Source organism: Humibacter antri, from assembly GCF_054777235.1.
In genome coordinates this window covers 455125-481909 of the sequence record NZ_BAAHAW010000019.1, presented here as the reverse complement: position 1 = coordinate 481909, position 26785 = coordinate 455125, and the positions used below count along the sequence as shown (strand labels likewise).

Annotated in this window: 22 protein-coding genes; 14 read left to right on the top strand and 8 right to left on the bottom strand. The window is 68.9% G+C overall.

The window, feature by feature from the left end:
* Positions 1–26: 26 nt before the first annotated feature.
* Positions 27–1235, bottom strand: a complete 1209-nt coding sequence (locus ACYVDK_RS08420) for a Gfo/Idh/MocA family protein (RefSeq protein ID WP_460520597.1) — start codon at positions 1233–1235, stop codon at positions 27–29.
* A 258-nt stretch (positions 1236–1493) separates the two neighbouring features.
* Between ACYVDK_RS08420 and ACYVDK_RS08415 the strand changes: the two genes are divergently transcribed.
* The 7 genes from ACYVDK_RS08415 (at position 1494) to ACYVDK_RS08385 (ending at position 9824) form a co-directional block, all read left to right on the top strand.
* The gene (locus ACYVDK_RS08415; protein ID WP_460520772.1) at positions 1494–2279 is read left to right on the top strand and encodes a DeoR/GlpR family DNA-binding transcription regulator; all 786 of its coding nucleotides are present in this window, start codon (positions 1494–1496) and stop codon (positions 2277–2279) included.
* Positions 2280–2405: 126 nt separating this feature from the next.
* Positions 2406–3323 carry an SIS domain-containing protein gene (locus tag ACYVDK_RS08410; RefSeq protein ID WP_460520595.1) on the top strand — a complete coding sequence of 306 codons (918 nt, stop codon included), beginning with the start codon at positions 2406–2408 and terminating at the stop codon, positions 3321–3323.
* Complete coding sequence (locus tag ACYVDK_RS08405; protein ID WP_460520593.1) at positions 3320–4393, top strand: ROK family protein; 1074 nt, start codon at positions 3320–3322, stop codon at positions 4391–4393. Before ACYVDK_RS08410 ends, ACYVDK_RS08405 begins: the two co-directional genes overlap by 4 nt.
* Complete coding sequence (locus tag ACYVDK_RS08400; protein ID WP_460520591.1) at positions 4384–5331, top strand: class II fructose-bisphosphate aldolase; 948 nt, start codon at positions 4384–4386, stop codon at positions 5329–5331. Before ACYVDK_RS08405 ends, ACYVDK_RS08400 begins: the two co-directional genes overlap by 10 nt.
* Positions 5328–6113: a DeoR/GlpR family DNA-binding transcription regulator gene (locus ACYVDK_RS08395; protein ID WP_460520589.1), complete on the top strand. Its 786-nt coding sequence runs from the start codon at positions 5328–5330 to the stop codon at positions 6111–6113. Before ACYVDK_RS08400 ends, ACYVDK_RS08395 begins: the two co-directional genes overlap by 4 nt.
* A 51-nt stretch (positions 6114–6164) precedes the next feature.
* Positions 6165–7358 carry a low temperature requirement protein A gene (locus tag ACYVDK_RS08390; RefSeq protein ID WP_460520587.1) on the top strand — a complete coding sequence of 398 codons (1194 nt, stop codon included), beginning with the start codon at positions 6165–6167 and terminating at the stop codon, positions 7356–7358.
* A gap of 456 nt (positions 7359–7814) precedes the next feature.
* The gene (locus ACYVDK_RS08385; RefSeq protein WP_460520585.1) at positions 7815–9824 is read left to right on the top strand and encodes a sigma-70 family RNA polymerase sigma factor; all 2010 of its coding nucleotides are present in this window, start codon (positions 7815–7817) and stop codon (positions 9822–9824) included.
* On the opposite strand, the gene ACYVDK_RS08380 is transcribed toward ACYVDK_RS08385, so the two are convergent.
* Positions 9762–11108 carry an MFS transporter gene (locus ACYVDK_RS08380; RefSeq protein WP_460520583.1) on the bottom strand — a complete coding sequence of 449 codons (1347 nt, stop codon included), beginning with the start codon at positions 11106–11108 and terminating at the stop codon, positions 9762–9764. The genes ACYVDK_RS08385 and ACYVDK_RS08380 overlap by 63 nt on opposite strands.
* A 196-nt stretch (positions 11109–11304) precedes the next feature.
* Here ACYVDK_RS08380 and purU point away from each other — a divergent pair, with 196 nt between their 5' ends.
* From purU to ACYVDK_RS08360, 4 genes are all read left to right on the top strand, one after another.
* Positions 11305–12159 (top strand): formyltetrahydrofolate deformylase, encoded by an 855-nt coding sequence (purU, locus tag ACYVDK_RS08375; RefSeq protein ID WP_460520581.1) that lies wholly within the window; start codon positions 11305–11307, stop codon positions 12157–12159.
* 154 nt (positions 12160–12313) lie between these two features.
* Entirely contained in the window at positions 12314–12688 is a 375-nt protein-coding gene (locus ACYVDK_RS08370; protein ID WP_460520579.1) for a YrdB family protein, read from the top strand.
* Positions 12685–13839, top strand: coding sequence for an N-acetylglucosamine-6-phosphate deacetylase (gene nagA / locus ACYVDK_RS08365; RefSeq protein WP_460520577.1), 1155 nt, complete (start codon positions 12685–12687; stop codon positions 13837–13839). Before ACYVDK_RS08370 ends, nagA begins: the two co-directional genes overlap by 4 nt.
* Positions 13840–14099: 260 nt before the next feature.
* Positions 14100–15158, top strand: coding sequence for a hypothetical protein (locus ACYVDK_RS08360; protein ID WP_460520575.1), 1059 nt, complete (start codon positions 14100–14102; stop codon positions 15156–15158).
* A gap of 140 nt (positions 15159–15298) precedes the next feature.
* Here ACYVDK_RS08360 and nagB read toward each other — a convergent pair whose 3' ends face one another.
* Genes nagB through ACYVDK_RS08345 form a run of 3 tightly spaced genes read right to left on the bottom strand, consistent with a single transcriptional unit; the run spans position 15299 to position 18740 of the window.
* Positions 15299–16078, bottom strand: coding sequence for a glucosamine-6-phosphate deaminase (gene nagB, locus ACYVDK_RS08355; RefSeq protein WP_460520573.1), 780 nt, complete (start codon positions 16076–16078; stop codon positions 15299–15301).
* Positions 16066–17145: an ROK family protein gene (locus tag ACYVDK_RS08350; protein ID WP_460520571.1), complete on the bottom strand. Its 1080-nt coding sequence runs from the start codon at positions 17143–17145 to the stop codon at positions 16066–16068. The genes nagB and ACYVDK_RS08350 overlap by 13 nt, the downstream gene beginning before the upstream one ends.
* Entirely contained in the window at positions 17142–18740 is a 1599-nt protein-coding gene (locus tag ACYVDK_RS08345; RefSeq protein WP_460520569.1) for a glycoside hydrolase family 3 protein, read from the bottom strand. The genes ACYVDK_RS08350 and ACYVDK_RS08345 overlap by 4 nt, the downstream gene beginning before the upstream one ends.
* 144 nt (positions 18741–18884) lie before the next feature.
* Here ACYVDK_RS08345 and ACYVDK_RS08340 point away from each other — a divergent pair, with 144 nt between their 5' ends.
* The 3 genes from ACYVDK_RS08340 (at position 18885) to ACYVDK_RS08330 (ending at position 22132) form a co-directional block, all read left to right on the top strand.
* Positions 18885–19997 carry an ROK family transcriptional regulator gene (locus ACYVDK_RS08340; protein ID WP_460520567.1) on the top strand — a complete coding sequence of 371 codons (1113 nt, stop codon included), beginning with the start codon at positions 18885–18887 and terminating at the stop codon, positions 19995–19997.
* Between the two features lie 502 nt (positions 19998–20499).
* On the top strand, positions 20500–21267 hold the full coding sequence (locus ACYVDK_RS08335; RefSeq protein WP_460520565.1) for an enoyl-CoA hydratase/isomerase family protein: 768 nt from the start codon (positions 20500–20502) through the stop codon (positions 21265–21267).
* A gap of 40 nt (positions 21268–21307) precedes the next feature.
* On the top strand, positions 21308–22132 hold the full coding sequence (locus tag ACYVDK_RS08330; protein WP_460520563.1) for an SDR family oxidoreductase: 825 nt from the start codon (positions 21308–21310) through the stop codon (positions 22130–22132).
* 183 nt (positions 22133–22315) lie between these two features.
* Here ACYVDK_RS08330 and ACYVDK_RS08325 read toward each other — a convergent pair whose 3' ends face one another.
* From ACYVDK_RS08325 to ACYVDK_RS08315, 3 genes are all read right to left on the bottom strand, one after another.
* Positions 22316–24031, bottom strand: coding sequence for a beta-N-acetylhexosaminidase (locus ACYVDK_RS08325; protein WP_460520561.1), 1716 nt, complete (start codon positions 24029–24031; stop codon positions 22316–22318).
* Between the two features lie 4 nt (positions 24032–24035).
* On the bottom strand, positions 24036–24668 hold the full coding sequence (locus ACYVDK_RS08320; protein ID WP_460520559.1) for a bifunctional 4-hydroxy-2-oxoglutarate aldolase/2-dehydro-3-deoxy-phosphogluconate aldolase: 633 nt from the start codon (positions 24666–24668) through the stop codon (positions 24036–24038).
* 76 nt (positions 24669–24744) lie between these two features.
* The gene (locus ACYVDK_RS08315; RefSeq protein ID WP_460520557.1) at positions 24745–26727 is read right to left on the bottom strand and encodes an FUSC family protein; all 1983 of its coding nucleotides are present in this window, start codon (positions 26725–26727) and stop codon (positions 24745–24747) included.
* Positions 26728–26785 lie beyond the last annotated feature (58 nt).

Genomic DNA, 26785 nt, shown 5'->3' with positions numbered 1-26785 from the left:
TTTCTTTGGTGTTGGAGGATGAGGCGTCAGGCGACGCCTCTTCGTTGTTGGTGGTGTGCGAAGTAGTCGAGAAGTTCGGCGTCGAGTGCAGGCACACGACGTGGTGTCGAGCCGTCGCGCAGCGACTCGGTCGCCGCCACGCCCGCAGCCACCGCGTTGCGGGCGGCGACCGGTGACGTGTCGGTCGCGCCGCCGTGGCCGACGAAGCGGAGGAACTCGGCGACGGTGAGAGCATCCGCTCCGTTGTGGCCGCCCTCGCCCTCGGGAATCGGGTACGACTGATCTCCGGACTCGTTGTACGACGTGCGCTTGTTCCACACGCGCACAGTCCCGCCCGCGGAGTCGCCGTGGTTCTCCAGGCGTCCTTCGGTTCCGATGACGGTGTAGTTGCGCCAGTAGTCGGGGGTGAAGTGGCATTGCTCGTAGCTGGCCAGCACGCCGTTGTCGAGCCGCATCGAGACCATCGAGATGTCTTCGACGTCGATCACCGGGTTGAGGTCGGTCTGCGAGGCGGGCGGCCAGTTGTCGTAGGAGAACCAGTCCCCCATGACCCGACCCGAGTTGTCGGCACGATCGCCGATGTCGCCGTAGACGGCGAGGTCTCCCATGCCGGTGACGTCGAGGCTGTAGCCGCCGGCCAGCCAGTGGATGACATCGATGTCGTGCGCGCCCTTCTGCAGCAGAAGGCCGGTCGTCTTGGCCCGCTCTGCGTGCCAGTCCTTGAAGTAGTAGTCGCCGCCGTTGCCCACGAAGTGTCGGCACCAGACGGCCTTGACCTGACCGATCGCGCCGTCCTGGATGAGACTGCGCATGAGTCGCACCACCGGCATGTGCCGCATGTTGTGGCCCACGTAGAGCTTCGAGCCGGACTCGTACGCAACGCGCAGAACGTCGTCCGCGCCGTCGGTGGTGATTGCCAACGGCTTCTCGAGGTAGACCGCGACGCCGGCGCGCAGAAGTTGCACAGCGATCTCGGCGTGCGTGAAGTCCGGAGTGGTGACGAACACCGCGTCGACGCCCTGCTCGATGAGTGAACTCACATCGGAAACCACCGCGACGTCTTCGCCGAAGATCCGAGCCGCGCGAGCGCGGCCCTGTGGGGTTGTGTCTGCCACTGCCACGATGCCCGCCGGAACCGAAGCGGCGGTGACGGCGGGATCGATGGCGTTCAGGGCCAGTTTGCAGCGGGCACCGGCACCGACGACGCCGATCCTCATTCCGTCACCGATCGGCATCCATTGCTCCATTCACCTCGCTGTGCACCGTGCTGGGTCATTTGAGCACAACAAACATGACGCTGCAAGACGAATGTTGCACTTTTGTTGCCGTTTTGTTTCACAATCGCTCAACTTCATGGTCAGGATGCGGCCAGCTCCCTTGTCGCCTGCGCTCCCCCGCTCCACAGGCACGCCCGTACGATGACTAACGATGCGGGCCGGGTGCACGGTTGCGCGAAAGCCGCGGATCCGGGCACGCCCGGAGAGGGGATGCTTGTGAAGCGCACCGAGCGCCTGCGCGCCGTACTCGATCTGCTCGCCGAGACCGGCAGCGTCGAGATCGATGAGATCGTCGATCGGCTCGGCGTCTCGACGGCCACCGCACGGCGCGATCTCGACGCCCTCGCCGCCGAGCAGCTGCTGGCACGAACGCGCGGCGGAGCGACCGCACAGTCCGTCGCGTACGACCTCCCACTTCGATACAAGCGGGAACAGAACGCGAAGCAGAAGCAGGCGATTGCGAAAGCGGCGAGCGATCTGGTTCCGATGGGGGCGGTCGTCGGCCTCACCGGCGGCACTACGAGCACAGCGGTGGCCGGCGCCCTCGCCGCGCGTGCTGACCTCGCCCAACCGTCACCGCGCCATGGATTGACCGTGGTGACCAACGCGATCAACATCGCGGCCGAGCTTGTCATGCGACCCCGGATCCGCACCGTCGTGACCGGTGGCGTCGTGCAGCCGCGCTCCTATGAGCTGGTCGGACCATACAGCGACGAGGTCCTTGCGCAGATCGCCATGGACTTCGCGTTCATCGGAGTGAACGGCATCGATCCCGTTTTCGGTGCGACAGTGCACGACGAACGTGAAGCCGCCATCAATGCACTCATGGCGCGGCGTGCCGAACGGGCTGTCGTCATCGCCGATTCGAGCAAGATCGGCACGCGTGCGTTCGCGACGGTGGCATCGCTCGAGGCGTTCGAGACGTTGATCACCGACGTCGGCATCAGCGACCGCCACCGCGCCGCATTCGAGGTCGCAGGAATCACCGTCGTCGTAGCCTGATCGAGCGGATGCTCGAACGCATGGACGCCGTTCCGATCACGGCAGCATGCGATCCCGTCCGAGCGGAGCCAACGATCGGAACTGCAGCTTTGACACCAGTAATGATCATGAACGATCATTGGATGCATGACCGATGACAACACACGAGTGCCCGGCGCCGACCTCGAAGCGGAGCTGACGTCGCAGCCGGATGTCTGGGCGCGCGCCGTCGCGCTGGCTCCGGAACGCGCGCTGCTTCCCGCTGACGGACAGCGCATCGCCGTGGTGGGCTGCGGCACCTCGTGGTTCATGGCGCAGTCCTACGCGAGCCTGCGCGAGCGCGGCGGGCACGGCGAGACCGATGCCTTTGCGGCATCCGAAGCTCTCATCGACCGCGGCTACGACGCGATCGTCGCGATCACCCGTTCCGGAACGACGACGGAGGTGCTCGAACTGCTCGAGGAAGTGCGCTCGCACGGCTCCGGTGTTCGTACGATCGGCGTCGTCGGTGACCCGAACACTCCTCTCGTCGATCTCGTCGACGATGTGGTCGCGCTGCCATTCGCCGATGAGCGTTCGGTGGTGCAGACCCGGTTCGCGACGAGCGCGCTGGCACTGCTGCGGGCCTCCCTCGGCGAAGATCTCGCGCCGGTCATCGACCAGGCGCGGGCGGTGCTCGAAGAGCCCATCGACGACGAACTCGTCGACGCCGACCAGTACACCTTCCTCGGCAGCGGTTTCAGCGTCGGCATCGCACACGAGGCCGCGCTGAAGATGCGCGAGTCCTCGCAGTCGTGGACGGAGTCGTATCTCGCAAAGGAGTATCGGCACGGCCCCATCGCCATCGCCGCTCCCGGTCGCGTGACCTGGGCGTTCGGAGCGCTTCCCGAGGGCATCGCAGCCGACACGACGGCGACCGGCGCTCGCTTCGAGCACCGCGACATCGATGCGATGGCCGACCTCGTGAGGTTGCACCGCGTCGCTCTCGAGCGCGCACGACGCAAGGGGCTCGATCCTGACCAGCCGCGCAACCTCACCCGATCCGTCATCCTGGACCCGCAATGACCCCTCCCACGTCGGTAGGCCCGGGCGCCGCGGTGCTCGCATTCGACGTGGGCGGCACCGACATGAAAGCGGCGCTGCTCGATGAGCAGGGCCGGATGCTCGAGAGCACACGAGTGCCGACGCCGCTGGCCGGTGAAGACACGGGTCAGCGCGTCGTCGATGAGGTCGCCAGGCTCGCGGAGGAGTTCACGGCGAGGCATCCCGCCGTGCACCCCGCCGCGGCAGGGCTGCTCGTTCCGGGCCACGTCGACGATGTGCGCGGAGTGGGCGTGTTCGCCGAGAACCTCGGCTGGCACGACTTCCCGTTCCGCGACCGCGCCGAGGCTGCTCTCGGCGTGCCCGTCGGCTTCGGTCACGACGTACGCGGGGCAGGTGAAGCCGAACATCGGATGGGTGCAGCCAGAGGTTTCGATGATGTCGTAGTGGTGACGATCGGTACGGGCATCGCGGCCGCCGTCTTCATCAACGGCCGACTGTATGCGGGAGGCGGCCTTGCCGGGGAGATCGGCCACGACCGTGTCGCCCAGGGTCCGATCTGCGCATGCGGCGGCCGTGGATGCCTCGAGGCCGTCGCCTCGGCCGCCGCCATCGCGCGCCGCTATCGCATGCGTACCGGACGCACGGTCGCCGGCGCCAAAGAGGTGCTCGAACTCATGCACGCCGGCGACGCGAACGCCGCAACCGACTGGGCGACGGCGCTCGACGCGCTCGCGCTCGGCTTCTCGCACATCGTCGCGCTGCTGGCGCCTCAGGCGATCGTGATCGGCGGCGGGCTGTCGGAGGCGGGCGAGGAACTCCTGCAGCCGCTTCGTGAGCGTTTGGACGACATCCTCACGTTCCATCGCCGCCCGCAGCTCATCAAGGCCAGCATCGGTGCCGACGCAGGGCTGTTCGGCTCGGCGCTGGCGGCGCGCGATGCCCTGGCGGCTGGTGTGGCGGTTTCGACGAGCTCAACCGGCGGGAAGGGCTCATCCGGCGGAAACGGCTCGACCGGCGGAAACGACTCGACCGGCGGAAACGGCTCAGCCGGTGGTGTGTTGAGAGTCGACGAAGGAGAGAAATGGCACTGACCCCGACGGCGGACCTGATCACGGATGCCGCCGCACGCGGAACCGGGATCGGTGCGTTCAACGTGATTCACCTGGAAACCGCCGAGGCGCTCGTGGCGGCCGCCGAGCGATCGCAGATCGGCGTCATTCTGCAGATCTCGCAGAACTGCGTCGCGTACCACGCGAGCGCTGACGCCGCGAGCGCTTCTGGCACGACGTCGGATCCGGCAGCTCTGGACCCGATCGCGCTCGCATGTCTCGCGCTCGCCCGACAGTCCACCGCGCCGGTCGCCGTGCACCTCGACCATGCCGAAGACGAACAGCTCGCTCGCCGTGCGATCGACCTCGGGTTCGGATCGGTCATGTTCGACGCATCCCGCCTGGAGTATGCCGCGAACGTGCATGCGACTGCCGCGATCGCGGCGTACGCACACGAGAACCGGGTGATGGTAGAGGCAGAGCTCGGCGAGATCGGTGGCAAAGACGGTGCCCACGCGCCCGGCGTGCGCACCGACCCCGACGAGGCGCGCTCGTTCGTCGCTGAGACCGGCGTGGATGCCCTGGCCGTGGCCGTCGGTTCGTCGCACGCGATGACGGCGCGCGAGGCATCCCTCGATCTCGGCCTGATCGCCCGGCTGCACGCCGCACTCGAGGTGCCGCTCGTACTGCACGGCTCCTCCGGCGTGCCCGACGAAGTGATCGTCGCGGCGATCCGCGCCGGAATGACGAAGATCAACGTCTCCACCCACCTGAACGGCTTCTTCACCCGGGCGGTGCGCGAGTACCTCGCGCAGAATCCGACGGTGGTCGACTCCCGCAAGTACGTGAAGGCCGGGCGTGCCGCACTGAGCGCGGAAGCCGAGCGGATGCTCCGCCTCTTCGCGAACGCCGGCGCGGCATCCGAGAGCGCCGCCGGCACCGGCGGTGGCACAGCCGCAACCGACGGGGCTGCTTCGTGAACCGCACAGCGCGCCTCCGCGCCGTGCTCGATCTGCTCGCCGAGACCGGGCAGATCGAGGTGGATGACATCGTTGAGCGCCTCGGCGTCTCCCCGGCCACCGCCCGTCGCGACCTCGACGCACTCGCGTCGCAGCAACTGCTCAGCCGCACCAGAGGCGGCGCGACCGGGCAGTCCGTCGCCTACGACCTTCCGTTGCGATACAAGCGAGAGCAGCACGCGGAGCAGAAGCAGGCGATCGCGCAAGCGGCAAGCTCGCTGGTCCCGCGCGGAGCCGTCGTCGGCCTCTGCGGGGGAACGACGAGCACCGCAGTCGCGAGTGCGCTGGCCGCACGCCCCGACGTCGCGGAACCGTCCTCCCACCCGACTCTCACGGTCGTCACGAACGCCATCAACATCGCGGCCCAGCTCGTCATGCGGCCCCAGATCAAGGTGGTGATGACCGGCGGCGTCGTCCAGGCCAGGTCGTACGAGCTCGTCGGCCCGTACACCGACTCCGTGCTCGGGCAGATCGCGCTGGACTTCGCCTTCATCGGAGTGAACGGTCTCGACCCGGTACTGGGTCCCACCGTGCACGACGAGCACGAAGCCGCCGTGAACGCGCTGATGGCCGACCGTGCGGAACGGGCCGTGCTCGTTGCGGACTCGAGCAAGATAGGTCGCCGCGCGTTCGCCTCCGTCGGCAAGGCGGGCGCCTTCGACACCTTCATCACCGACGACGGCATCACCACGAAGCAGCTGAACGACTTCAAGGATGCCGGCATGCGCGTCATCGTCGCGTAGCAGGTGTCCTCGTCCCACTGTCGGCTGCATCCTCGTGCCAGAGTGGTGCCGATGAGAGCGAGTGCACCCGGACTGCTGCGCCCCGCGACCGGCGACGTCGCCCACCGCGTCGGCTACGTCGAGCTGTTCTTCGACCTCGTGTTCGTTTTCGCGGTCACGCAGCTCTCGCACATCCTGATCGACCACCGGGATCCGCTCGCCCTGCTGCACACGGTGATGCTCGCGATGGTCGTGTGGTTCGCCTGGGTGTACACGACCTGGGCGATGAGCTGGCTCAACCCCGAGCGATGGCCGGTCGCAGCTCTGTTGTTCCTCATGATGCTGCTCGGCATGCTGATCGCCGTCGCGATTCCGGATGCCTTCGGCGACCGAGCGCTGCTCTTCGCTCTCGCGCTCACCGCGTTCGGACTCGTGCGCAGCGTGTTCACCATCGCCGCATTCGCCCCGACGAGCAGGCCGCACGCGATGAACTTCGTGCGCATCACCTGCTGGCATGCCGGGGTGGGCGTCCTCTGGATCGCCGGCGCTCTCGTGCCGCCCGACGCGCGGCTCTGGGTGTGGATCGCGGCTCTCGTGCTCGAATACGCCGGTCCGAGGCTGCACTTCTGGGTGCCGGCGCTCGGATCCTCCGACGACTCCACATGGAACGTCTCAGGAGAGCACATGTCGGAGCGCGTGAGCCTCTTTCTCATCATCGCGCTCGGCGAATCGATCATCGACACGGGCGTGAGCTTCGCCTCCGGCAGCATCGACTGGATGCGCGGCAACGCATTCCTCGCCGCATTCGTCGGTACGGTGCTCCTCTTCCTCCTCTATTTCCGGCACAACCAGCGAGGCGGAAGCGAGTACATCTCGCACGCGCATGACCGCGGCATGATCGCGCAGACGGCGTTCACCTACATTCCGGTGCTGCTCGTCTTCGGCATCGTCGCATCCGCCGTAGCCGACGCGCTGATCCTCGGCGAGTCGGCAGGCGCGAGCGGTTCGTGGGTCGCCGGACTGCTGTGCGGCGGGGCAGCGCTCTACGCACTAGGCAACGCGTTCTTCCGCCGCGCCACCGGCGGGCCCTGGACGCCCGTACACATCGTCGGTGCGCTGGTACTGCTCGTGCTGTTCCCGCTGCACACCGTGGTTCCGTTCGTAGTGCTGAGCTGGATCGTCAACCTCGTGCTGTTGGCGATCGTGCTCAGCGACGGTCGCGCGCGCGAAGCATCCGCCGACCACGAGGCACCCGGGCACGAGTAGCCTGCCGCGCGCATGCGAGCGTCGCGTCGCGTCGCGTCGCGTCGACGGACGATGGGGCGGTGCCGACGGAGTTCACATCGCCGGCACCACCCCGGCACCACGTGCTCTGAGCCCCCACAGGCGCACGCGGCATCCTGACCGTTTTCGGGTCGCAGCCAGGGCCGCCGCGCCAGAAGCCGAATGTGACGCGACGGTGGTCCGTTTCACTATGAGAAGACGCGGCGCGCACCGGATCATGACGCGGGTTCGCTGAGATTCTTCGCGACGCAGCACCGATGTCCGTTGCATCGACGCGTAGACGCTCTTCTCGCAATCTGTCTCCGACGTGCGAATTGCGTATACAGGTCGGTCAACGGAGAATCAAGGGACCCGGACGGCGGCCCTGCCCCACCGCCGACGAGGCTCAGCACTCATGTATCCGGCGCCGTGAGGCGCGAAAGGCGACAGACGACCCGAATGTCAGCGCACCACTCCCCGCGCCGACTCGAGCGCGCCGGCGACGCCGAGCTCGTACGCCTGACCCGCAAGGGCGACACGGATGCCTACGCGACGCTCTTCCGCCGGCACGCGTCGGCCGCCGCATCCGTCGCCCGTTCCGTCACGAGCACCTACGAGCCGGACGACCTCGTCTCCGAGGCATACGCGCGAATCCTGCAGGCCCTGAAGTCGGGGAACGGACCGACGAACGCGTTCCGCCCCTATCTGTTCACGACGGTGCGGAACATCGCCGCCTCGTGGGGCCGCGCCGGCAAGGACGCCCTTCCACTGGAGCCGGAGGAGCTCGACAGGCTCGCGGTGCAGGAGGATCACTCGCTGGCCACCCTCGAGCGATCGATGACCACGCAGGCCTTCCGCTCCCTGCCGCCGCGCTGGCAGGAGGCGCTCTGGTACAGCGAGGTCGAGGGCATGCAGCCCGCCGAACTGGCTCCGCTGGTGGGCCTCAGCGCTCAGGCAGCCGCAGCGCTCTGCTATCGGGCGCGGGAGGGTCTGCGGCAGGCCTGGATCCGCGCACACCTCACGTCGGCCGATCTGGAGCCGGCATGCGCCTGGACCGTCGAGCACCTTGCGGCGCACTCGCGCGGACGTCTCGGCAAGCGCGACAACGCGCGGGTGGATGCGCACCTTCAGACCTGTGAGCTGTGCAGAATGGCGGCCGCCGAAGCGGAGGAGACCGGCTTGCGGCTCGCGCTCGTGCTGCTTCCGCTGATCCTCGGCAGCGGAGCGGCAACGGTGTACGCGGCGACACTGAAGACCGGCGTGATCGTCGGCGTCGGAGCCACAGTGGGAACCACAGTGGGATCGGGTGCGTCGTCCGCCGGCGCAGGTGCGAGCGTCGGCTCCTCGGGCGGCATCGGCGGAGTCTTCAGTGGTGCGACGGGCGTGATCGTGGGTACGGCGGCATCCGTCGTGGTCGTCGGCGCAGCCGTCGCCGGAGTACTCATCGCGACCTCGCCGGGACGAGGAACGGATGCCTCCCGCACGGTCGTCGCGCAGGGATTCGGCTCCTCGCACACCGACTCTTCGCGCACCGGCTCGACGTCCGGTGATCCTTCGACGAACGCCTCGGCTCCACCGGCGGCGCCCGCGCCTTCCGATGTTCCGGCACCGAACGATCCCTCCCCCTCGGATTCCGGCCGCTCCGGTCCCGGGGCCGGCGGCCCGTCCGCGACATCGAGCGCGCCCGCTGCGCCGGCAGCGCCGAGCACCCCGACCGGTCCGGCAGCCCCCACCCAGCCGCAGCAACCGGCGGCGCCGACGATCGGCACGGTCGACACGGGCGGAAACCTGTACTACCCGCTGGTCTCCGGCACCGCGACTCCGGGCGCGACCGTGACGGTGTCGGCCGGTGGTGCCGCCACCAGCGTCACGGCCGGCTCGTCCGGCGTGTGGAGTGCGCAGGTGGCCGCGCCGACCGCGGCCTCGGCCGCTCCCGCGTCCGTGATCAGGCCGACCGGCGCCCCGGCGTCCGCCGGCACGAGCACGACGACTGCGATCCCGGCCTCGCACCTGCGGGCTATGGCCGCGGTGGCTCCGAAGCCCTCGGCGCCGTCCGTCGGCGACCAGACCCCCACCCCCACGCCGTCGGCCGGCCAAGCTCGCTCGACCACGTCGCCGTCCGCAACCGTCTCGGGCACTGTCACGGCCAGCCAGTCGATCGACGGCGCGACCTCGCCGAGCGCGTCCGCCCGCTTCTCGCTCACCGGCCCCGGCGTGACGGCCGGGAACGTGCTCTGGAAAGGCTCGCCCGTGGTCGCGGTGACGGTGGCCGGCGTTGCGGGCGCGCCGACGCAGATCCTCCTCGATGGCGTGCCGACCAAGCCGGACGTCGCGTTCGGTGGAACCGACTACTTCTTCGTGAGCACGCCCGGCTCGCACGACATCGCGGTGCGCTACGCCGGCGGTTCAGGCCGCTTCGGTCCCAGCACACACGTCAGCGTCGATGTCACGTTCGCCGGCGACGCTTGATCCAGGTCGCACTCCGCTGACCACAGCGAGCATGACCACCGCGAGCACCAGCACGATCAGGGCCGCCCACGGCACGGCGTCGATGCCCCACACCGCATAGATCCCGCCGCCGACGACGGCACCCCCGCCGATCCCCACGTTGAACGCCGTCGTGTAAAGGGCGCTCGCGGTATCACGGAACCGGGGGGACGCCGCCTGCAGCAACCGGGTCTGAAGAAGGGGTGGCAGGCATCCGAAGGCAAGGGCCCACAGAGCGAACGCCGCGATCGCCACGGGCGTGATGCCGGGAACCACCGCGAGAACCGCGACGCCCACGGTCGTCAGCGCCAGAGCCACGGTGATCGCCCGCCCTGGATGCCGACCCAGCCACACACCGACCAGCACGGTGGCGACCGCGCCCATCATGCCGCCGACGAACAGCAACGGGCCGACGGCACCGACACCGAGTCCCATGGCATCCGACACGAACGGAGCGACATACGCGTTCAACGTCATGCTGCCGAGCACGATCGTTCCGGTGAGCACGCAGATCACGATCACCGGACGGATGCTCGCATCGCCTCCACGCGCACGTCGCTTCGAGCGACGCGGCAGGCCGGCGACCGGGGCGGTCACGGCTGGAACGCTTCCGGTGACGGTCGGGATGCTCGCCGTCGCCGTCCCGACTCCTGGCACGCTCGCCCGCGGCAGCATCGTGCCGACCACGAGCGATCCCACGACCAGGAGGCATCCGACCACCGCGAACGCGACGCGCCATCCGGCCGCATGACCGAGGATCGTGGCCAGCGGCGAGCCGAGGATGAGCGCGAGCGAGACGCCTCCCGACGTGATCGAGACGGCCCTGGCCAATTGATGCGATGGCACGATGTGGCCGGCGTACGCTCCGGTCACGGCCCAGAAGACGCCGTGCGCCACGCCCCCCGTGATGCGTGCGATGACGGCGACCGTGTAGTTCGGCGCGATGGCCAGAAGCAGCGAGCTGAGGCCGATCACGATGATGACGCTCACCACCAGCGCGCGCCGCGGAATGCGCCGGGTCAGCGCCGTCACCGGTGTCGCCGCGACGACCACCGTGAACGCGTACACCGACACGAGCAGCCCCGCCTGCGGGGTCGAGACGTGCAGGCCGTTCGCCAGCTCGGGGAGCAGGCCCGTGGGCAGCGTTTCGCTGGTGACGGCGAGGAACGCCGCCGTGGCGAGCGCGATCATCCCGGCCCACGGAAAACGTGCGGTGTCGGGCTGATGCGTGTGCGACTGCATCGCGGTTCCTCCTTCACTGCTCATGCAGCCTCGTAAACGCGACCGAGTCGAGAGCGACCCCGGTTTGCTGGGGTTGCCGAGCCGATCGAGTGTGTTGAGCAGCGGAGCCGCGATTACTCTAATCGATTCGATTCGACCGCTCACGCCTCATCGGCACCTCAACGAACTCCTGGTTCGCCTGTCGTTCAGTGCCCACCAGACGGTGCCCTACCCTGATGGGATGGATGCCCTACAGCACTGGGTGCTCACGCTGAACTGCGCCGATCGGCCCGGCATCGTGCACGCGGTCAGCGGAGCCGTCGTGCAGGCACGCGGCAACATCACCGAGAGCCAGCAGTTCTCCAGCGCCGACACCGGCCGGTTCTTCATGCGGCTGCAGATCCAGTCGCCCGCAAATCACGCAGAGTTCGAGGCGGCGCTGAACCCGGTCACCGAGCGCTACGAGATGATGTACACGCTCGACACGGTCGGCCGGCCGTTGCGCACCCTCGTGCTCGTCTCGACGGCTGCGCACTGCCTGAACGACCTGCTGTTCCGGCAGCGGGCGGGGCAGCTGCCGGTGGACATCCCCCTCGTGCTCTCCAACCACGGCGCCCTGCGCGATCTCGCCGGCTTCTACGGCGTGCCCTTCGACTCGCTCGCCGTGACGGATGCCGCGGGCAAGGCCGCCTTCGAGGCCCGCGTGCTCGAGGAGGTGGAGCGGCACGACATCGAGCTCGTCGTGCTCGCCAGGTACATGCAGATCTTGTCTCCGGAGCTGTGCGATGCGCTGGCGGGGCGCTGCATCAACATCCACCACTCGTTCCTGCCCGGCTTCAAGGGCGCGAATCCGTACAAGCAGGCGCACGCGCGTGGTGTGAAGCTCATCGGAGCCACCGCTCACTTCGTCACGAGCGACCTCGACGAGGGGCCGATCATCGAGCAGAACGTGGTGCGAGTCGACCACTCCCAGTCGCCGTCGCAGCTGGTCGCGATCGGTCAAGACGAGGAGAGCCGCACGCTGACGCAAGCGGTGAAATGGTTCGCGGAGAACCGCATCCTGCTCGACGGAGTCCGTACGATCATCTTCCGCTGATCCGTCCGCTCGCTCGCGTTCCCGTGAGACTGCACGCCGCGTTCCCGTGAGACTGCACGACCGCCCCGAAACAGCGGGTACTACCCACACTCTCGGGGCGGGCGTGCAGTCTCGTCGGGCCGGGCTGCGCCCGCGTCCGGATACGATGGAGACGATGTCTGCCCAGAACTCCGAGCATCCGCACGCTCCCGCCCAGCCTCAGATCGGGCCGTGGGACATACTCCGTTTCGTCATCGAGCTGTTCGCGTTCGTGAGCCTTGCCGTGTGGGGCTTCATCGCATGGCCGCTGCCGTGGAACATCGTGGTCGGCATCGGCGCGCCGCTGTTCGCGATCGTGCTCTGGGCGCTGTTCCGGTCGCCGAAGGCGGTCATCCGCATCGACACGTTCGGCAAGGCGATCGTCGAGATCATCGTCATGACTGCCGCCGCCTTCGCCTGGTGGGACCTCGGCCAGCCCATCGTCGCCGTCGTGTTCGCACTCGTCGCGCTGCTGAGCGGCATCGTCAGCGGACGACGGGAACTCTCGTGAGCGCCGCGCTGGTCATCCACGGCGCTCGCAAGCTGGATGTCGACGGCCAGGTCGACGACTTCTGGCTCGCCTCAGAGGGCGACCGCATCGTCGCCACCGGGAACGGCACCGGCTGGAGGGCGTACGCAGACGGCGCCGCCGTGACGGATGCCGGCGGCCACTGGCTCACGCCGGGCTTCGTCGACGTGCACTCGCACGGCGCGGGCGGATGCGCCTACGAGGGCGACCTCGACGACCTGCGCACCGCTTTGCGCACGCACCGCCGCCACGGCACGACGCGCTCGGTGCTGAGCCTCGTCGCCAATCCGGTGCCCCAGCTGTGCGACAGCCTGCGCCTCATCGCCGATCTGACCGACTCCGACCCGCTCGTGCTGGGCTCGCACCTCGAGGGCCCGTTCCTCAACGCCGACAAGCGTGGCGCGCACAACCCGCACTTCCTCATCACGCCCGACGACCTCGAGGCGGTCGAGTTGCTCATCGCTGCGGCGAGGGGAACGCTGCAGCAGATCACGATCGCGCCGGAACTCGCGGGCGCCATGGAAGCGATCGACGTGCTCGTCGAGGCCGGCGTGGTGGTGGCCGTCGGGCACACGAACGCGACCGAGGAGCAGGCCGCGCAGGCGTTCGATGCCGGGGCGCGCGTGCTCACGCACGCGTTCAATGCGATGCCGGGCATCCATCACCGTGCTCCCGGCCCGATCGTGGCCGCGGTGGACGATCCCCGCGTCACGCTCGAGCTGATTCTCGACGGATTCCACGTGCATCCGGATGTCGCACATCTCGCGTTCGTGCAGGCACCGCACCGCATCGCGCTCATCACGGATGCCATGGCAGCGGCCGGCTCGACCGACGGCGTGTACCAGCTCGGCTCCCTCACCGTGAACGTGGTGAACGGCCAGGCCATGCTGGCGGACGGCACGAGCATCGCCGGGTCCACCCTGACGCAGGACACCGCATTGAAGATCGCCGTGGAGCGTACCCGCATCGCGCCCGTCGCCGCCGTCGAAGCGCTGACGCTGACGCCGGCGCGCATGCTCGGCCGCGAGCACGAGCTCGGCCGTCTCGCCGCCGGCTACCTCGCCGACGCGGTGCTGCTCGACCACGAGTGGTCCGTGCATCAGGTCTGGGCCGCCGGCGACCTTCTGGTCTGACTCCTTGCGCCGCCCGGTCTGCGCTGCCCCGTGGCGCCGCAGACCGGGACTTCATGGCCGTAGCCGTCGTTATCCCGCCTGATAGCAACGGATCGGGACAGGAATTCGCCGGATAGTGCGAGCGGTTCTCCCACGGCACCCAGAGCGTGCGGCCGCTCGGACGGCGGACGCTCGTCGTCCCCAGGCGTTCGCGTCGTTGGATCCTCCACCAACGCTCCACGGCTGCCCCTCCGCAGCCATGATTCGGACAGCATGGTCGCATGCCACGGATCTCCGAGCCACTGCCTGCAGAGCTCGGTGACGCCTTCTCCGTGAAGGATGCTCACGCCGCCGGAGTCACGGAGGGGCGACTGCGGCATCCTCGTCTGGCATCGCCTTTCCGCGGCGTGCGGATGTTCAACTCACGTGCTGAATTCGCTGAGGGAGAAGGCGCACGGCCCGACGACGGGAGTCCCTTCGCGGTCGGGGCCGAATGTCTTCGCCGCGGAATCGTGGCTCGTGCAACCGCATTCGCCACCACGGCAGCTCCCGGGTGGTTCTTCTGCCACGTGACTGCTGCCGTGCTCTGGGGCCTGCCGATTCCGCTTCGCCTGCTACGTGCCTCCCTGGTGCCGTCTCGACATCGCGGAGTGGAGGTTCCCCCTCGCGGGATCGACATCGGCGCGATCGCGCCACGACGCACGTCGAAGGCGGCCGGCACTCGAGGACACCAGTTCGGTGAACGACTTACGAGCGCGCGCACATTGGACGGAATTCGGGTTTCCAGTCCGGCATCCACGTGGGCGATGCTCGCCGACGATCTCAGCGTCGATGAGCTGGTCGAGGTCGGCGATGCCATCGTGCGGATTCCGCGATGCCACGGCATGCAGCGGGGCACGCCAGGGGATGCCCTCGCCACCCTCGAGCAACTCAGCGCGGCGGCGAGCGCGCCGTACCGTCGGCACGCGGCCAAGCTGCGCACGGCACTCGCCATGATCCGTGTCGGCAGTTCGTCGGCGGCGGAGACGCGAACGCGCCTTGCCGGTGCCCGAGCGGGCCTGCCGGACCCGCACCTCGACTACGACGTGTTCGCCGCGAACGGGACGCCGATCGGGTTCACGGAGTTCGCCTACCCCGAGTATCGCGTGCTGACCGAGTATGACGGTGACCACCACAGGACCGACCGCAAGCAATGGCAACGCGACGTGGACAAGCATTCTGCGTGTGTCGACGCAGGCCGGGAGGTCGTGCGGCTCACATCGGGACTGGTCTATCCCTCGGCGAAACCGGCGATAGCGCGCATCCGTACAGCTCTCATCCGTGGAGGCTGGCGTGGGTAGCCGCACCAAAGTTCATGGCCCATACAGTCGCTTCACTGGCCGGAAGCGACAGGTTCGGCCATGGATTCATCCGCGGGCCGGGCGCGGGCCGCGTGGCGACGGGCCGTGCTGCGACGGGCCGGGTCACAGCGATCGCGGCGCTACAGCTGCCAGGCCGGCTTGTTGTCGTAGGTGTACCTGTAGTAGTCCGCGAAGCGGAGCTTGCTCGCGGCCGCCTCATCCACGATCACCGTCGCGTGCTCGTGGAACTGCAGGATGGATGCCGGGCACACGCTCGACACCGGCCCCTCCACGGCCGCGGCGATGGCATCCGCCTTGCCTTCGCCCTGCGCGACGAGCACGAGCCTGCGGGCATCCATGATCGTGCCCAGCCCCTGTGTCACACAATGCGTCGGCACCTGCTCCGGCGAGTCGAAGAAGCGGGCATTGTCCGCCCGCGTCTTCGGCGCCAACGTCTTGATCCGGGTACGCGAGCGGAACGACGACGTCGGCTCGTTGAATCCGATGTGCCCGTTCCCGCCGATGCCGAGGATCTGGATGTCGATGCCGCCGGCATCCGCGATCGCCTGCTCGTAGTCCCGGCACGCCACCTCGATGTCGACCGACCGGCCGTCAGGCACCTGCACCAGTGTCGGATCCATGTGCAGCGGCTCGACCACCTCGGTTCGGATCACGGATGCGTAGCTCTGCGGATGCTCCTCCGGAATGCCCACGTACTCGTCGAGCGCGAACCCGCGAACGCCGGTGAAGTCGAGACTGCCGGCAGCCACTCGCCGCGCCAAGCCGGCGTAGATCGCCAGCGGCGACGATCCGGTCGCCAGTCCTATCACCGCACGCGGCTTCGACTCGACGACCCGCTCGATCAGATCGGCGGCGAGCACCCCCACCTCATCGGCGGTCTGCTTGATCACAACCTCCACGGATGCCCCTCCAGAAGCTCTCGAGTCTCGGTACCAGTCTGCTCTACCTGCGCGGCCCCCCTGACCAGCCCGGCCGCACCGATACGGGCGGCGGTGCCGGGGACCACCCCGCCCACCTGCGCGGCGGTGCCGGGGACCAGTCCACCCGCCTGCACCGTTGCGCCGACGGGAGCCGGCCCGCCGACGAGCGCGGCGCCGACTGCGGCTGCCGACAGCTGCGGCGACAGCATGCGCACACGCTCCGCAAGGCCGAGCGAGGCGAGGAACCGCGAGTCCGCCCCCCACCCGTGCAGCACGTCTTGCACCGGCGCCAGCAGTCGGTCCCCGAGGTTGCTCAGTCCGCCGGCGATCACGACCGTGCCGACGTCGACTGTGAGCACGAGAATACGCACAGCGGATGCCACGCCCTCCGCAAGCGCGCGCCGCACTTCTTGCGCTCGCGAGTCGCCGGCATCCGCCTTGTCGAACAGGTCGACGGCGGGCGGCTGGGTCTCGCTGGGCCACACGCGCGCGACGGCGGACCCGCTGGCCACGGTCTCGAGGCATCCGCGCTGGCCGCAGCCGCACAGAACGCCACCCGGCACGACCGGGATGTGGCCGATCTCGCCGGCGCCGCCCTCCGCGCCACGCCACAGGCGTCCGTCGACGACGATGCCTGCTGCGAGCCCGGTGCCGAGATTGAGCAGCGCGGCCGATCCGCGCAGACCGAGCAGGTGGTAGGCGCCGAGCGCCGCCGCCTTCACGTCGTTCTCCACTCGAACGGGCGCACCGATGCGAGCCGCGAGTTCGTCGGCGAGAGCGAGGTGCTCGACGTCGAGGTTGACGGCATGCCTGACCTCGCCGGTGGAGGCATCCACCATGCCGGGAATGCCGATGCCGACCGAGCTCACCTCGGTGAGAGGCGCACCATGTGACGCCATCACCTCTCGCGTCGCACGCTCCGCCGACGCCAACACGCCGTCGGGTCCGAGCCCGGTCGGGGTGCGCACGTTCGCCATCACGGCGAGGTCGTCATCGAGCACCACGGCGTCGACCTTGGTGCCGCCGATGTCGAGGCCGACCCTCACCGCCCGTTCTCCACGTGCGTCCGAGGGGCCAGCAGCGACATCAGCGCCCGTCCGATCAGCCTGGATGCGCCGAACGTCGCGATGTCGGAATACGCCCGATCATCCGACGGCCAGCCCATGTCGACGACGAGCGTGGTGCGGGCCGAACGCAGCGCGTCCACGGTCGCCCGCGCGAACGGATGCCTGTGAACCGCCTTGCCGATCACGACGACGCCGCGGTCGGCCGGCACCGCGGCCAGCACGTCGGCGATTCGGCGGTCGAGCTCGCCACCTGCCGCTTCGGATTCCGAGACGATGAACTCCGGATGCCCGACCCACTCCACAGAATCCGGGGACGATGGCTGCGCGACGACCTGCGCGAACGGCCCCCAGGGCGCGACGCCGACGGCGATGTTCGCCTCGGTCTCCAGACGCACCACTGAGAACGGTGCGCGCGCCCGCTGCAGCGCGTCGACCGCACCCGGCCGCACGTCGAACGCCTGCTCCGCGCGGCCCACCGTCGGCCCGTCGTTCTCTTCGCCGGCAGCGAACTCGGGGATGCTCTCCCGCAGCTTCTCGAGCCGCCGCGCCAGTGCGCGCACCCGGCGCGCCGCAACCGCGACCCGTTCCACGCTCAGCCGTCCTGCGTCGATGGCCTCGCCGATCGTGCCGATGACCTCGTTCACCAAGTCGTCGCTCGTGTCGGAACCGAGACAGAGCAGGTCGCAACCGGCGGCCAGCGCACGTACCGCCGCCTCCGGTATGCCGATCTCACCGCTGGCGCCTTTCATGTCGAGCGCGTCTGTGACGATCACGCCCTCGAAGCCGAGATCCTCGCGCAGCAGCTCCTGCAGAATGCGCGGTGAGAATGTCGCAGGAGTGCCGGCATCGACCTGAGGAAGCACGATGTGCGACGTCATGACACTCAACACACCGGCATCGATCGCAGCCTTGAACGGCACGAACTCGCGTTCGCGCAACTCATCCAGCGAGCGGTCGATCACCGGAAGCGCCAGATGCGAATCGAGCGCGGTGTCGCCGTGCCCGGGAAAATGCTTGGCGCACGCGGCGATACCCGTGGACTGGATGCCCGTGGCCCACGCGACCCCGTGTCGCGCCACCAGCTCGGCCCCTGTGCCGAAACTGCGAACGCCGATCACCGGATTGTCGGGATTCGAGTTGACGTCGACGTCCGGCGCGAAATCGAGCGTGCACGCGGTGCGGCGCAACGCACGGCCGACGTCGCGTCCGACGCGCTCGGTGAGCGGAAGGTCGTCCAGCCTGCCGAGGACCGCGTTGCCCGGGTAGGGCGAGCCGTCCGCGTAGTTCAGTCGTGTCACGTCGCCGCCCTCCTCGTCGATCGCGATCACGGCGAGTCGGGCCACGGAGAAGATGTCGTCGTTCAGTTCGCGCAGTTGCTGTTCCGACACGATGTTGGACCCGAACACGCACACTCCCCCGAGGCCTGCGGCCAGTCGGTCACGCAGTGCGTCGGGGAGGCGCGTGCCGGTGAATCCGGGGAGCAGGGTCGTCGCTATGGCGCGAGCACGGGTATCCGCATCACTCATGTCGATGGGCAGCTCGGCGTGATCGAACGGCACTTCTGGCTCGGGCATGTTTGTTAGTAAAACTTACGAAGCACTTGGCCTGCAAACTCGTCGACTTGACACGGAGTTTGTAAGAGCAGTTCACTAACACGGTCGGCATCAACCGCGACCCGATGGGGTCCGACGACAGAGCGACCATCGACGGAGGTGAGCATGGCACAGCTGCGCGTGACGGCGAAGGCGCTGCCGGAGCACAACCGTCAGCACAACCGTTCGCTGCTCCTGCAGACCCTGCTGCACGACGGCGCCATGAGCCGTGCCGACCTCGCGCGCCGGTCGGGGCTCACGCGCGTGACGGTCTCGGACCTGGTGAGCGAGCTGGCATCCGAGGGTCTCATCCGCGAGCTCGGCCAGCGCACCGACGCCCGTGTCGGCAAGCCGGCCCAGCTCATCGGCCTGAACGAAGATGCGTACCACGTCGTGAGCCTCGACCTCTCCGCCGACGACAGGTTCGTCGGGGCGGTCGTGGCCATCGGAGGCGAGATCGTGCATCGGGCCGACGTGCCGCTCGACGACGCCACCGGAACAGACGCACTCACGAAGGCCGTGTCCCTCGCCCGGGATCTCGTCAAGAGGTCGACGGTGCGGCTGCTCGGCATCGGAATCGGCACGCCCGGCGTAGTGGATTCGGCCGGCGTCGTATTGTCAGCGCCCAACCTCGAATGGTCCGGCCTCGACCTCGCCGGTGCGTTCCGGGCGGAGTTCGGAGTGCCGGTGCACGTGGGCAACGACGCGAATGCGGCGGCCCTGGCGATCCACACGTTCCGCGAAGCGGCACCCAGCTTCATGCTCGTCGAGATCGAGCACGGCGTCGGCGCGGGCCTCGTCATCGGCGACACCCTCGTCGAGGGCAGCAACGCCAACGCTGGCGAGATCGGCCACCTCGTCGTCGACGAGAACGGCGAGCCGTGCGCCTGCGGACGACGCGGATGCCTCGAGCAGATCGTCGCCGTGCCCCACCTGCGCGCACGGCTCCGCGCAACGCGCGACGAGGCACGCGAGACCGTGCTGTCTGACGCCGGCCGCTCGCTCGGACTCGCGATCGCGCCCATCGTGGCCGCCCTGGGTCTCGACGACGTCGTTCTCGCGGGGCCGAGGGACCTCATCGAAGGCCCGTTACTGGACTCGGCGCTGAAGGTCGTGCACGCACGCACCCTCTCGACGGTGGGCGAGCGCACGCGCATGAGCATCGTCGACGACAGCCACGACCTCGTGGTGCTCGGAGCGGCGGTCTTCGTGCTCTCTGCCCAGCTGGGGCTGTCGTGATGCTCACGCCACCCCGAGGGCCCAGTTGGGGCTGTCGTGATGCTGACGCCACCCCGAGGGCCCAGTCAGGGGTGTCGTGATGCTCACGCCACCCGGGGTCCGGTCGGAGGCACCGTGACCGAGAGCTGAGCCCAATCCCCCAAAAGGGCTCTCGCCGCCGTGCGGGGACTCGACGCGACATCTCGCCACACCAGGCGGCTGGCCGGGATGTCGCGCCGATTCTCCGCACGGCGGCACTTCTCACCACACGCTGATGCAGCGAGCAAAGAAGCGCCTCGTGTCGCTACGCCGCAGCGGCGCTGACGGATGCCTACAACACCGCAGCCGCGTCGCGCGTCTGAGACTGTCGCCGGCGTACACCGACTCGGGGCGGGCATCCGTCAGCGGAGTAGGTTGCACACGTGCGGGCGCGGTCGCGACCGCTCGATGATGAGCACTCGACGATGAGCGCTCGATGATGAGCGCTCGATGATGAGCACAGACCCGATGAGGGGGCACAACCATGAGCGACACGATCCTGTTCGAGGCCAGTGACGGACTGGCGCACCTCACTCTGAACCGCCCGGACCGACTGAACGCCATCGATGGCGAGGCGGCATACCGCTGGCGCGATCTGGCGAGGGAGGTCGCAGAACGCGACGACATCCGGGCCGTGCTCTTCGACGCCGCAGGCCCGGCGTTCTGCGCGGGAGGCGACGTGGCGGCGATGAGCGCGCTCGGCGGAACGGGCGAGATCGTCGAGGGCCTGGCCGACGTCATCCACGAGGGGCACCGCATCTTCGCGGAAACGCCGAAACCGATCGTCGCGGCCGTTCAGGGCGCTGTGGCCGGCGGTGGCCTCGGCTTCATGCTCGTCGCCGACTATGTGGTGGCCGGCGAGGCCGCGTTCTTCGTCTCCAAGTACGCCGACATCGGGCTGACGCCTGACTGCGGCGTCAGCACACTGCTGCCGCAGGCCGTCGGTGCGCGCAAGGCTCTGCAGTTGTTGCTCACCGACCGCTCCCTCACCGCCGTCGAAGGGCTCGAGTGGGGACTCGTGGCCGAGGTGGTCCCGAACGATCTGCTGCGCGAGCGCGCCCGGGCGATAGCCGACCACTGGCTGGCGGGTGCTGCGGGGGCGTACGGGCAGGCGAAACGGCTCGTGCGCGGGGCGGTCGCACGCAGCTTCCGCGACGGGCTCGATGATGAGGCCCGCACCATCGGTGCCGCCTTCGAGACGCCGGATGCCCGTGCCCGAGTCGCAGCGTTCGCCGCGCGGTCCGCCCGCTGACGGCATCCGCTTCATCGACGTATCGAGACGAGGAGACCCCATGACCACCCTTGAAGGACGCACCATTCTGATGTCGGGCGGCAGCCGTGGCATCGGCCTCGCGATCGCCGTTCGCGCCGCGCGCGACGGCGCGAACGTCGCTCTCCTGGCGAAGACCGACACCCCCGACCCGCGCCTACCCGGCACGATCCATACCGCAGCCGACGACATCCGTGCCGCGGGCGGAAACGCGCTGGCCATCGTCGGCGACGTGCGCAACGACGACGACATCGCGCGCGCCGTCGAGTCCACGGTGGCCGAGTTCGGACGCATCGACGTCGTGGTGAACAACGCCAGCGTGATCAACCTCTCCCGCACGCTCGAGCTGGAGCCGAAGCGTTACGACCTCATGCAGGACGTCAACGTGCGCGGAACATTCATGCTCTCCCGTGCGGCCGTCCCCCACCTGAAGAACGGGTTCAACCCGCACATCCTCTCGCTGAGCCCGCCGATCAACCTCAACCCCAGATGGCTGGGCGCGCACACCGGCTACACGCTGGCGAAGTACGGCATGAGCCTGGTCACGCTGGGTCTCGCCGCCGAGTTCGCGCGCGACGGGATCGCGGCCAACACGCTGTGGCCGGCCACCACCATCAAGACCGCCGCTGTCGGCAACATCCTGGGCGGCGAAGCCCTGCTGGCCAAGAGCCGCACGCCGGAGATCTACGCGGACGCCGCCTACGAGGTGCTCACCAAGCCCGCGCGCGAGTTCACCGGGCGCTCGCTCATCGTGGAGGAGGTGCTGGCGGATGCCGGCATCACCGACCTTAGAAAGTACTCCCCCGGCGTGGACGAGAGCGACCTGTTCCCCGACATCTTCCTGTAGTGCGTCGCCGCGACAGGCGGCGAGACTACGGATTCACCGTCGAGACTACGGCCATCGACCATAGTCTCGGCGGAAGAACCATAGTCTCGGCGGGAGAACCATAGTCTCGGCGGGAGAACCATAGTCTCGGCGGGAGAACCATAGTCTCGGCGGGAGAACCATAGTCTCGGCGAGGCGTGCAGCTCACAGCGACGAGTCGATCCCGAAGCCCGTCAGGCGCGGAGGGCTCGGCTCGGCGACGGTCGCCGTCGTCTCGGCCACCGGTGACCGGCTGTCGGCGATGCGCGACGTCAGCGGCGCGAGGTAGGCGGCACGCTGCTGCGGCGTGACCGGACGGCCGGTCACGCCGGGCCGCTGCTGCCACGGAAGCGGACCGGAGGAGCGACGGTATTCGACGCCGAGGGCATCCAATCTGGCGAGGTGTTGATCGAGCCGGCCGGCGAACTCGTCGTAGTCGCGCTCGCCGTCGAGCCACAGAGCCTCGGCGAGAGCGCACATCCGTGGAAAGGCGAAGTAGTCGACCGTGCGCGGCGAGTCCATGTGCTCGGTCCAGATGTTGCCCTGGCCGCCGAGCACATGCTCTGCTTCCTCCTCCGTCAGCTGCTCCGGCACCGGGTCGAAGCGGTACACGTCGGCGATCGTGAGCACGGTGCCGACGGGGATCGGCTCGTCCGAGCGGTCCGATTGCCGGTAGTCGAGGTACGCCTGGTCGTCAGGACAGGCGACCACGTCGTGACCGGCGCGCGCCGCCGCGATCGCCCCGGTCATCCCGCGCCATGAGGCGACCGTTGCACCCTGGCTCACTGAGCCGACGAGGCCGCCTTCGAGGATCTCATCCCAGCCGTAGAGCCTGCGACCGCGGCGCGAGAGGTGATCGTCGAGGCGGCGGATGAACCACGCTTGCAGCTCATCCTCCGTGGAGAGTCCCAGCTCCGCCTTGCGCTGCTGCGTGCGCTCGTCGAGCAGCCAGCCGTTCTTGGGGCATTCGTCGCCGCCGACACCGACGAACGGCGACGGGAAGATCTCGATCACTTCGTCGAGCACGTTCGTGAAGAACTCGACGGTGGACTCCTCGAGGTTGATGACGTTGTCGTCGACGCCCCACCTGGTCCAGACCCCGAGCGGATCGCTCTCCTCACGGGTCAGCCCGAGCTCCGGATAGGCGGCGATCGCGGCCTGCGCATGCCCGGGCGACTCGATCTCGGGCACGACGTTGATCGCCCGGTCCATCGCGTAGGAGACGATCTCACGCAGGTCGTCCTGTGTGTAGAAGCCGCCGTGCGGCCGTGAGTCGCCGCGGGAATAGGATGCCGCACCCAGCTGGCTCTCGCGCCGCCACGATCCGACCTCCGCCAGCTTCGGGTACCGCTTGATCTCCACGCGCCAGCCCTGGTCATCCGTCAGGTGCAGGTGCAGGGTGTTCAGCCGGTGCATCGCCATCAGGTCGATGAAGCGCATGATGTCGTGCTTGGGCATGAAGTACCTGGCGACGTCGAGCATGATGCCTCGCCAGCCGAAACGTGGCGCGTCGTGGATGCTCACCACCGGCACGACCCACGGCACGTCGAGCACGCGGCCCTTGCGGTAGATCTGCGGAGGCAGCAGTTGCAGCAGGGACTGGCAGCCGTAGAACACTCCAGACGGGCCGCCGCCGGCGATGTGCACGCCCTCCGGCGTCACGTCGAGCGTGTACCCTTCCGGCGCCAGTTGAGGGTTCCACTCCAGCTCGACGGCGCCATCCTGTCCCATTTCGAGCGGGAATCCGGTCGCGGGGCGAAGCACGCCCTGCAGCCACGAAGCGGCCCCGGCGAGCTCGGCGGGGGCGGTGATGCGGGCGATGCGGGTCAGCTCGAACTCGCCCTCGCCGATGGAGAGGGTCGTCGGTCGGGGAAGCAGCATGCCTCTACTCTCTCAGGTGCCGCACAGCATCGGCGAACGCCTCGGCGCGACCGCGGATGTCCGCCCAGTCGGATGCCGCCAGCGATTCGGCGGGAACGACCGATGATCCGGCCGTGACGGCATACGCTCCGGCGTCGAGGAAGGAGCGTGCGTTCTCGGCCACGATGCCGCCTGAGGCGATGAGCCGCGCCATCGGCATCGGACCCAGGAGGTGCTCGAAATGCTCCGGTCCGGCGGTCTGCGCCGGGAACACCTTCACCGCCCACACACCCTGGGCAAGCGCCTGCATGATCTCGCTGGGCGTGAACGCCCCCATCATCATGGGGACGGATGCCCGTGCAGCGATCTCCGCGACCGCCGGGCTGAGCCCTGGTGTCGCGATGAACTGCGCGCCGGCATCCAGCGCGCTGCGCGCCTGTGCGGGGGTGAGCACGCTGCCGGCACCGATCAGCGCCCCGGTGTCGCGTGCCGTGGCGCGCTCGATGTGCGTCTCGACGTCGGGGGTTGTGAAGGTGAACTCGATGGTGCGGATGCCGCCGGCGACGAGCGTGTCCGCGAGCGCCGCCGCATCCGGAATCACACTGGCCCGGATCAGCGCCATGGCACGGTCGTCGCCGATGATGTCGATCGCCGCCATGAACGCCCCTCCGTGCCCAATCGCCTACTTCGCACAGTACCGTTCCCCAGCGACACGCCGGCGGTCGGGCGCGGCCTCACGAGGCGAGAACAGACCTCGCTGCACCCACCTCGTCACTGATCGAGCGCAGCAGTTGGTCGGCGGGAAGCTGGATGGGCTCCGGCGGCCGGTCGCCACGCACCGCGTCGGCGAGGTCGGTGAGTGCGTCGTGGAGCGTGCCGACGCCGCCCTGGTCGGGGTGCAGCCGAGACTGCGCGGCATGGATGGTGGTGGAGGTGATGGCGTCGGTCACGCGTTCCAGCGCAACGATCTCCGGCCACCATGCGGCCGCGGCCGTGCTGATCGGCGGCGGTTCCGCGAGGGTCTGCTGCACGAGCGTGCGCAGGTCGGAGAGCCGGCGATAGGTCGTGCGGCGGGTCGAGGACCTGTCGCGCGCGGCGGCCGGACGGCCCGCCGCATCCGCAGGCGGCGCGGCGAGGGCCACCTTCAGGTAACTCGCGACGTCGGTGGCGACATCCGCGACCCGCGCGCTGAGCTGGTGCGAGGGCCGCCACGTCGAGGGCCACGGCAGGTACCCGACGACGAGCACGATGGCGCATCCGATCAGCGTGTCTGCCACCCGGCTGACGATGAGGCCGGTGTCGCCGCTGTGCACGAGTTCGAGGAGGATGACGATGACCGGCGTGATGAACGTGGAGAACAGCCCGTAATTGCGGCGGATAGCGATGGGCATCCCGCCTGCGAGCAGGGCGAGCGCGATGACCTGCGGCCAGCCTGTGGGCAGGAGCTCCACAACGACAGCGCCGACCAGCACGCCGACCACCGTGCCGAGGCCCCGCTGCACCGCGCGGGCGAAGACCGAGCCGAAGTCGGGCTTCATCACCACCGCGACCGTGAGCACGATCCAGTACGGACGCTCGAGGGGGAACAGCACGCTGACCGCTTCGGCGACCGCGACGCAGACCACGAGCCGGAGCACCGCGAACCAGGTCTCGCCGCCGCTGAGCAGGTGGTCGAGCGCGGTGCGTGCACGCTGCCGCACGGTGACGCGGGGCAGGCCGACGGCATCCGGTCGTTGAATGGGCACGGTGGTGGTGACCGGATCCTCGCCCTTCAGCAGCGAGCCGGCGAGGCGCAGCGACGACGACAACGCCGCACGTCCCGTCGTCGAGCGATCGGGCGCCGGTATCGTCGGCGGCGGCGCCTTGGGGTCTTCGATGGATCGCGCCAGGGCTCGCAGCGTGTTCGGAAGCTGCGACGGCACAAGCTGCCCTTCCGCAGCCACTGTGGTTGCGGCCTCCACGATCGGGGTCGCCGCGTTGAGCTGCGTGACGAGGGCGCGCCACGTCGGGTCGCGGCCGGCGAGTGCCGTGCGGGCAGCGACCATGAGGTCGTACGCCTGGTTCATCGTCGTCGTCACGTCGCGTCGCGCGGCGTCGATGGCCGGCGTACCGATGGCGTCGAGCTGCGCGGCGACGGCGGTGTACACGGATGCCACGGCCGCCCGCTCTGGCGCACGTGCTCGCCCTTTGATCGCGATCGCGATGCCGGTGAGACCGAGACGCCAGGCGGCTCCGACGAGCAGCGGCAGCGGCGCCACCCAGAGCGGACGCAGCCCGAAGTCGATTCCGCTGCCGACGATGACGTAGATCAGGAACTGCAGTGCCGCTTGCGACGCGTTCGCGCTCACCACGCCCGCGATCCCGGACAGCACGGCCGCTGCGACCACCACGATCACGGTGGCGGCGTCGTGGCCGAGAGCCAACGACCCGGCGAGCAGTCCGATCGCGGCGGAGACGGCGGTCGTCAGGATGCGCCGCACTCGGTCAACCGCAGCGCCTCCGCGATCGGAGACCGATGTGATCAGTGCGCCGATGGACACGAGCACGCCGAGCCCGAGAATCGCCGGGTCGCCGGGGAAGATCACCAGCGACACCCCGACCGGCACCGCGACCGCGATGGCGGTGAGCAGCGCGAGGTCCCAGGGCGCCGGCGCCGGCTTCGGACGCACCAGCTCGCGCACCCAGGAACTGCTCGGCGCTCCCGGCGGTGTCGACATGTGGATCACGGTACGCGTGCGCTCGCTGGTTTCGACAGGCTCAACCAGCGGTGGTCGA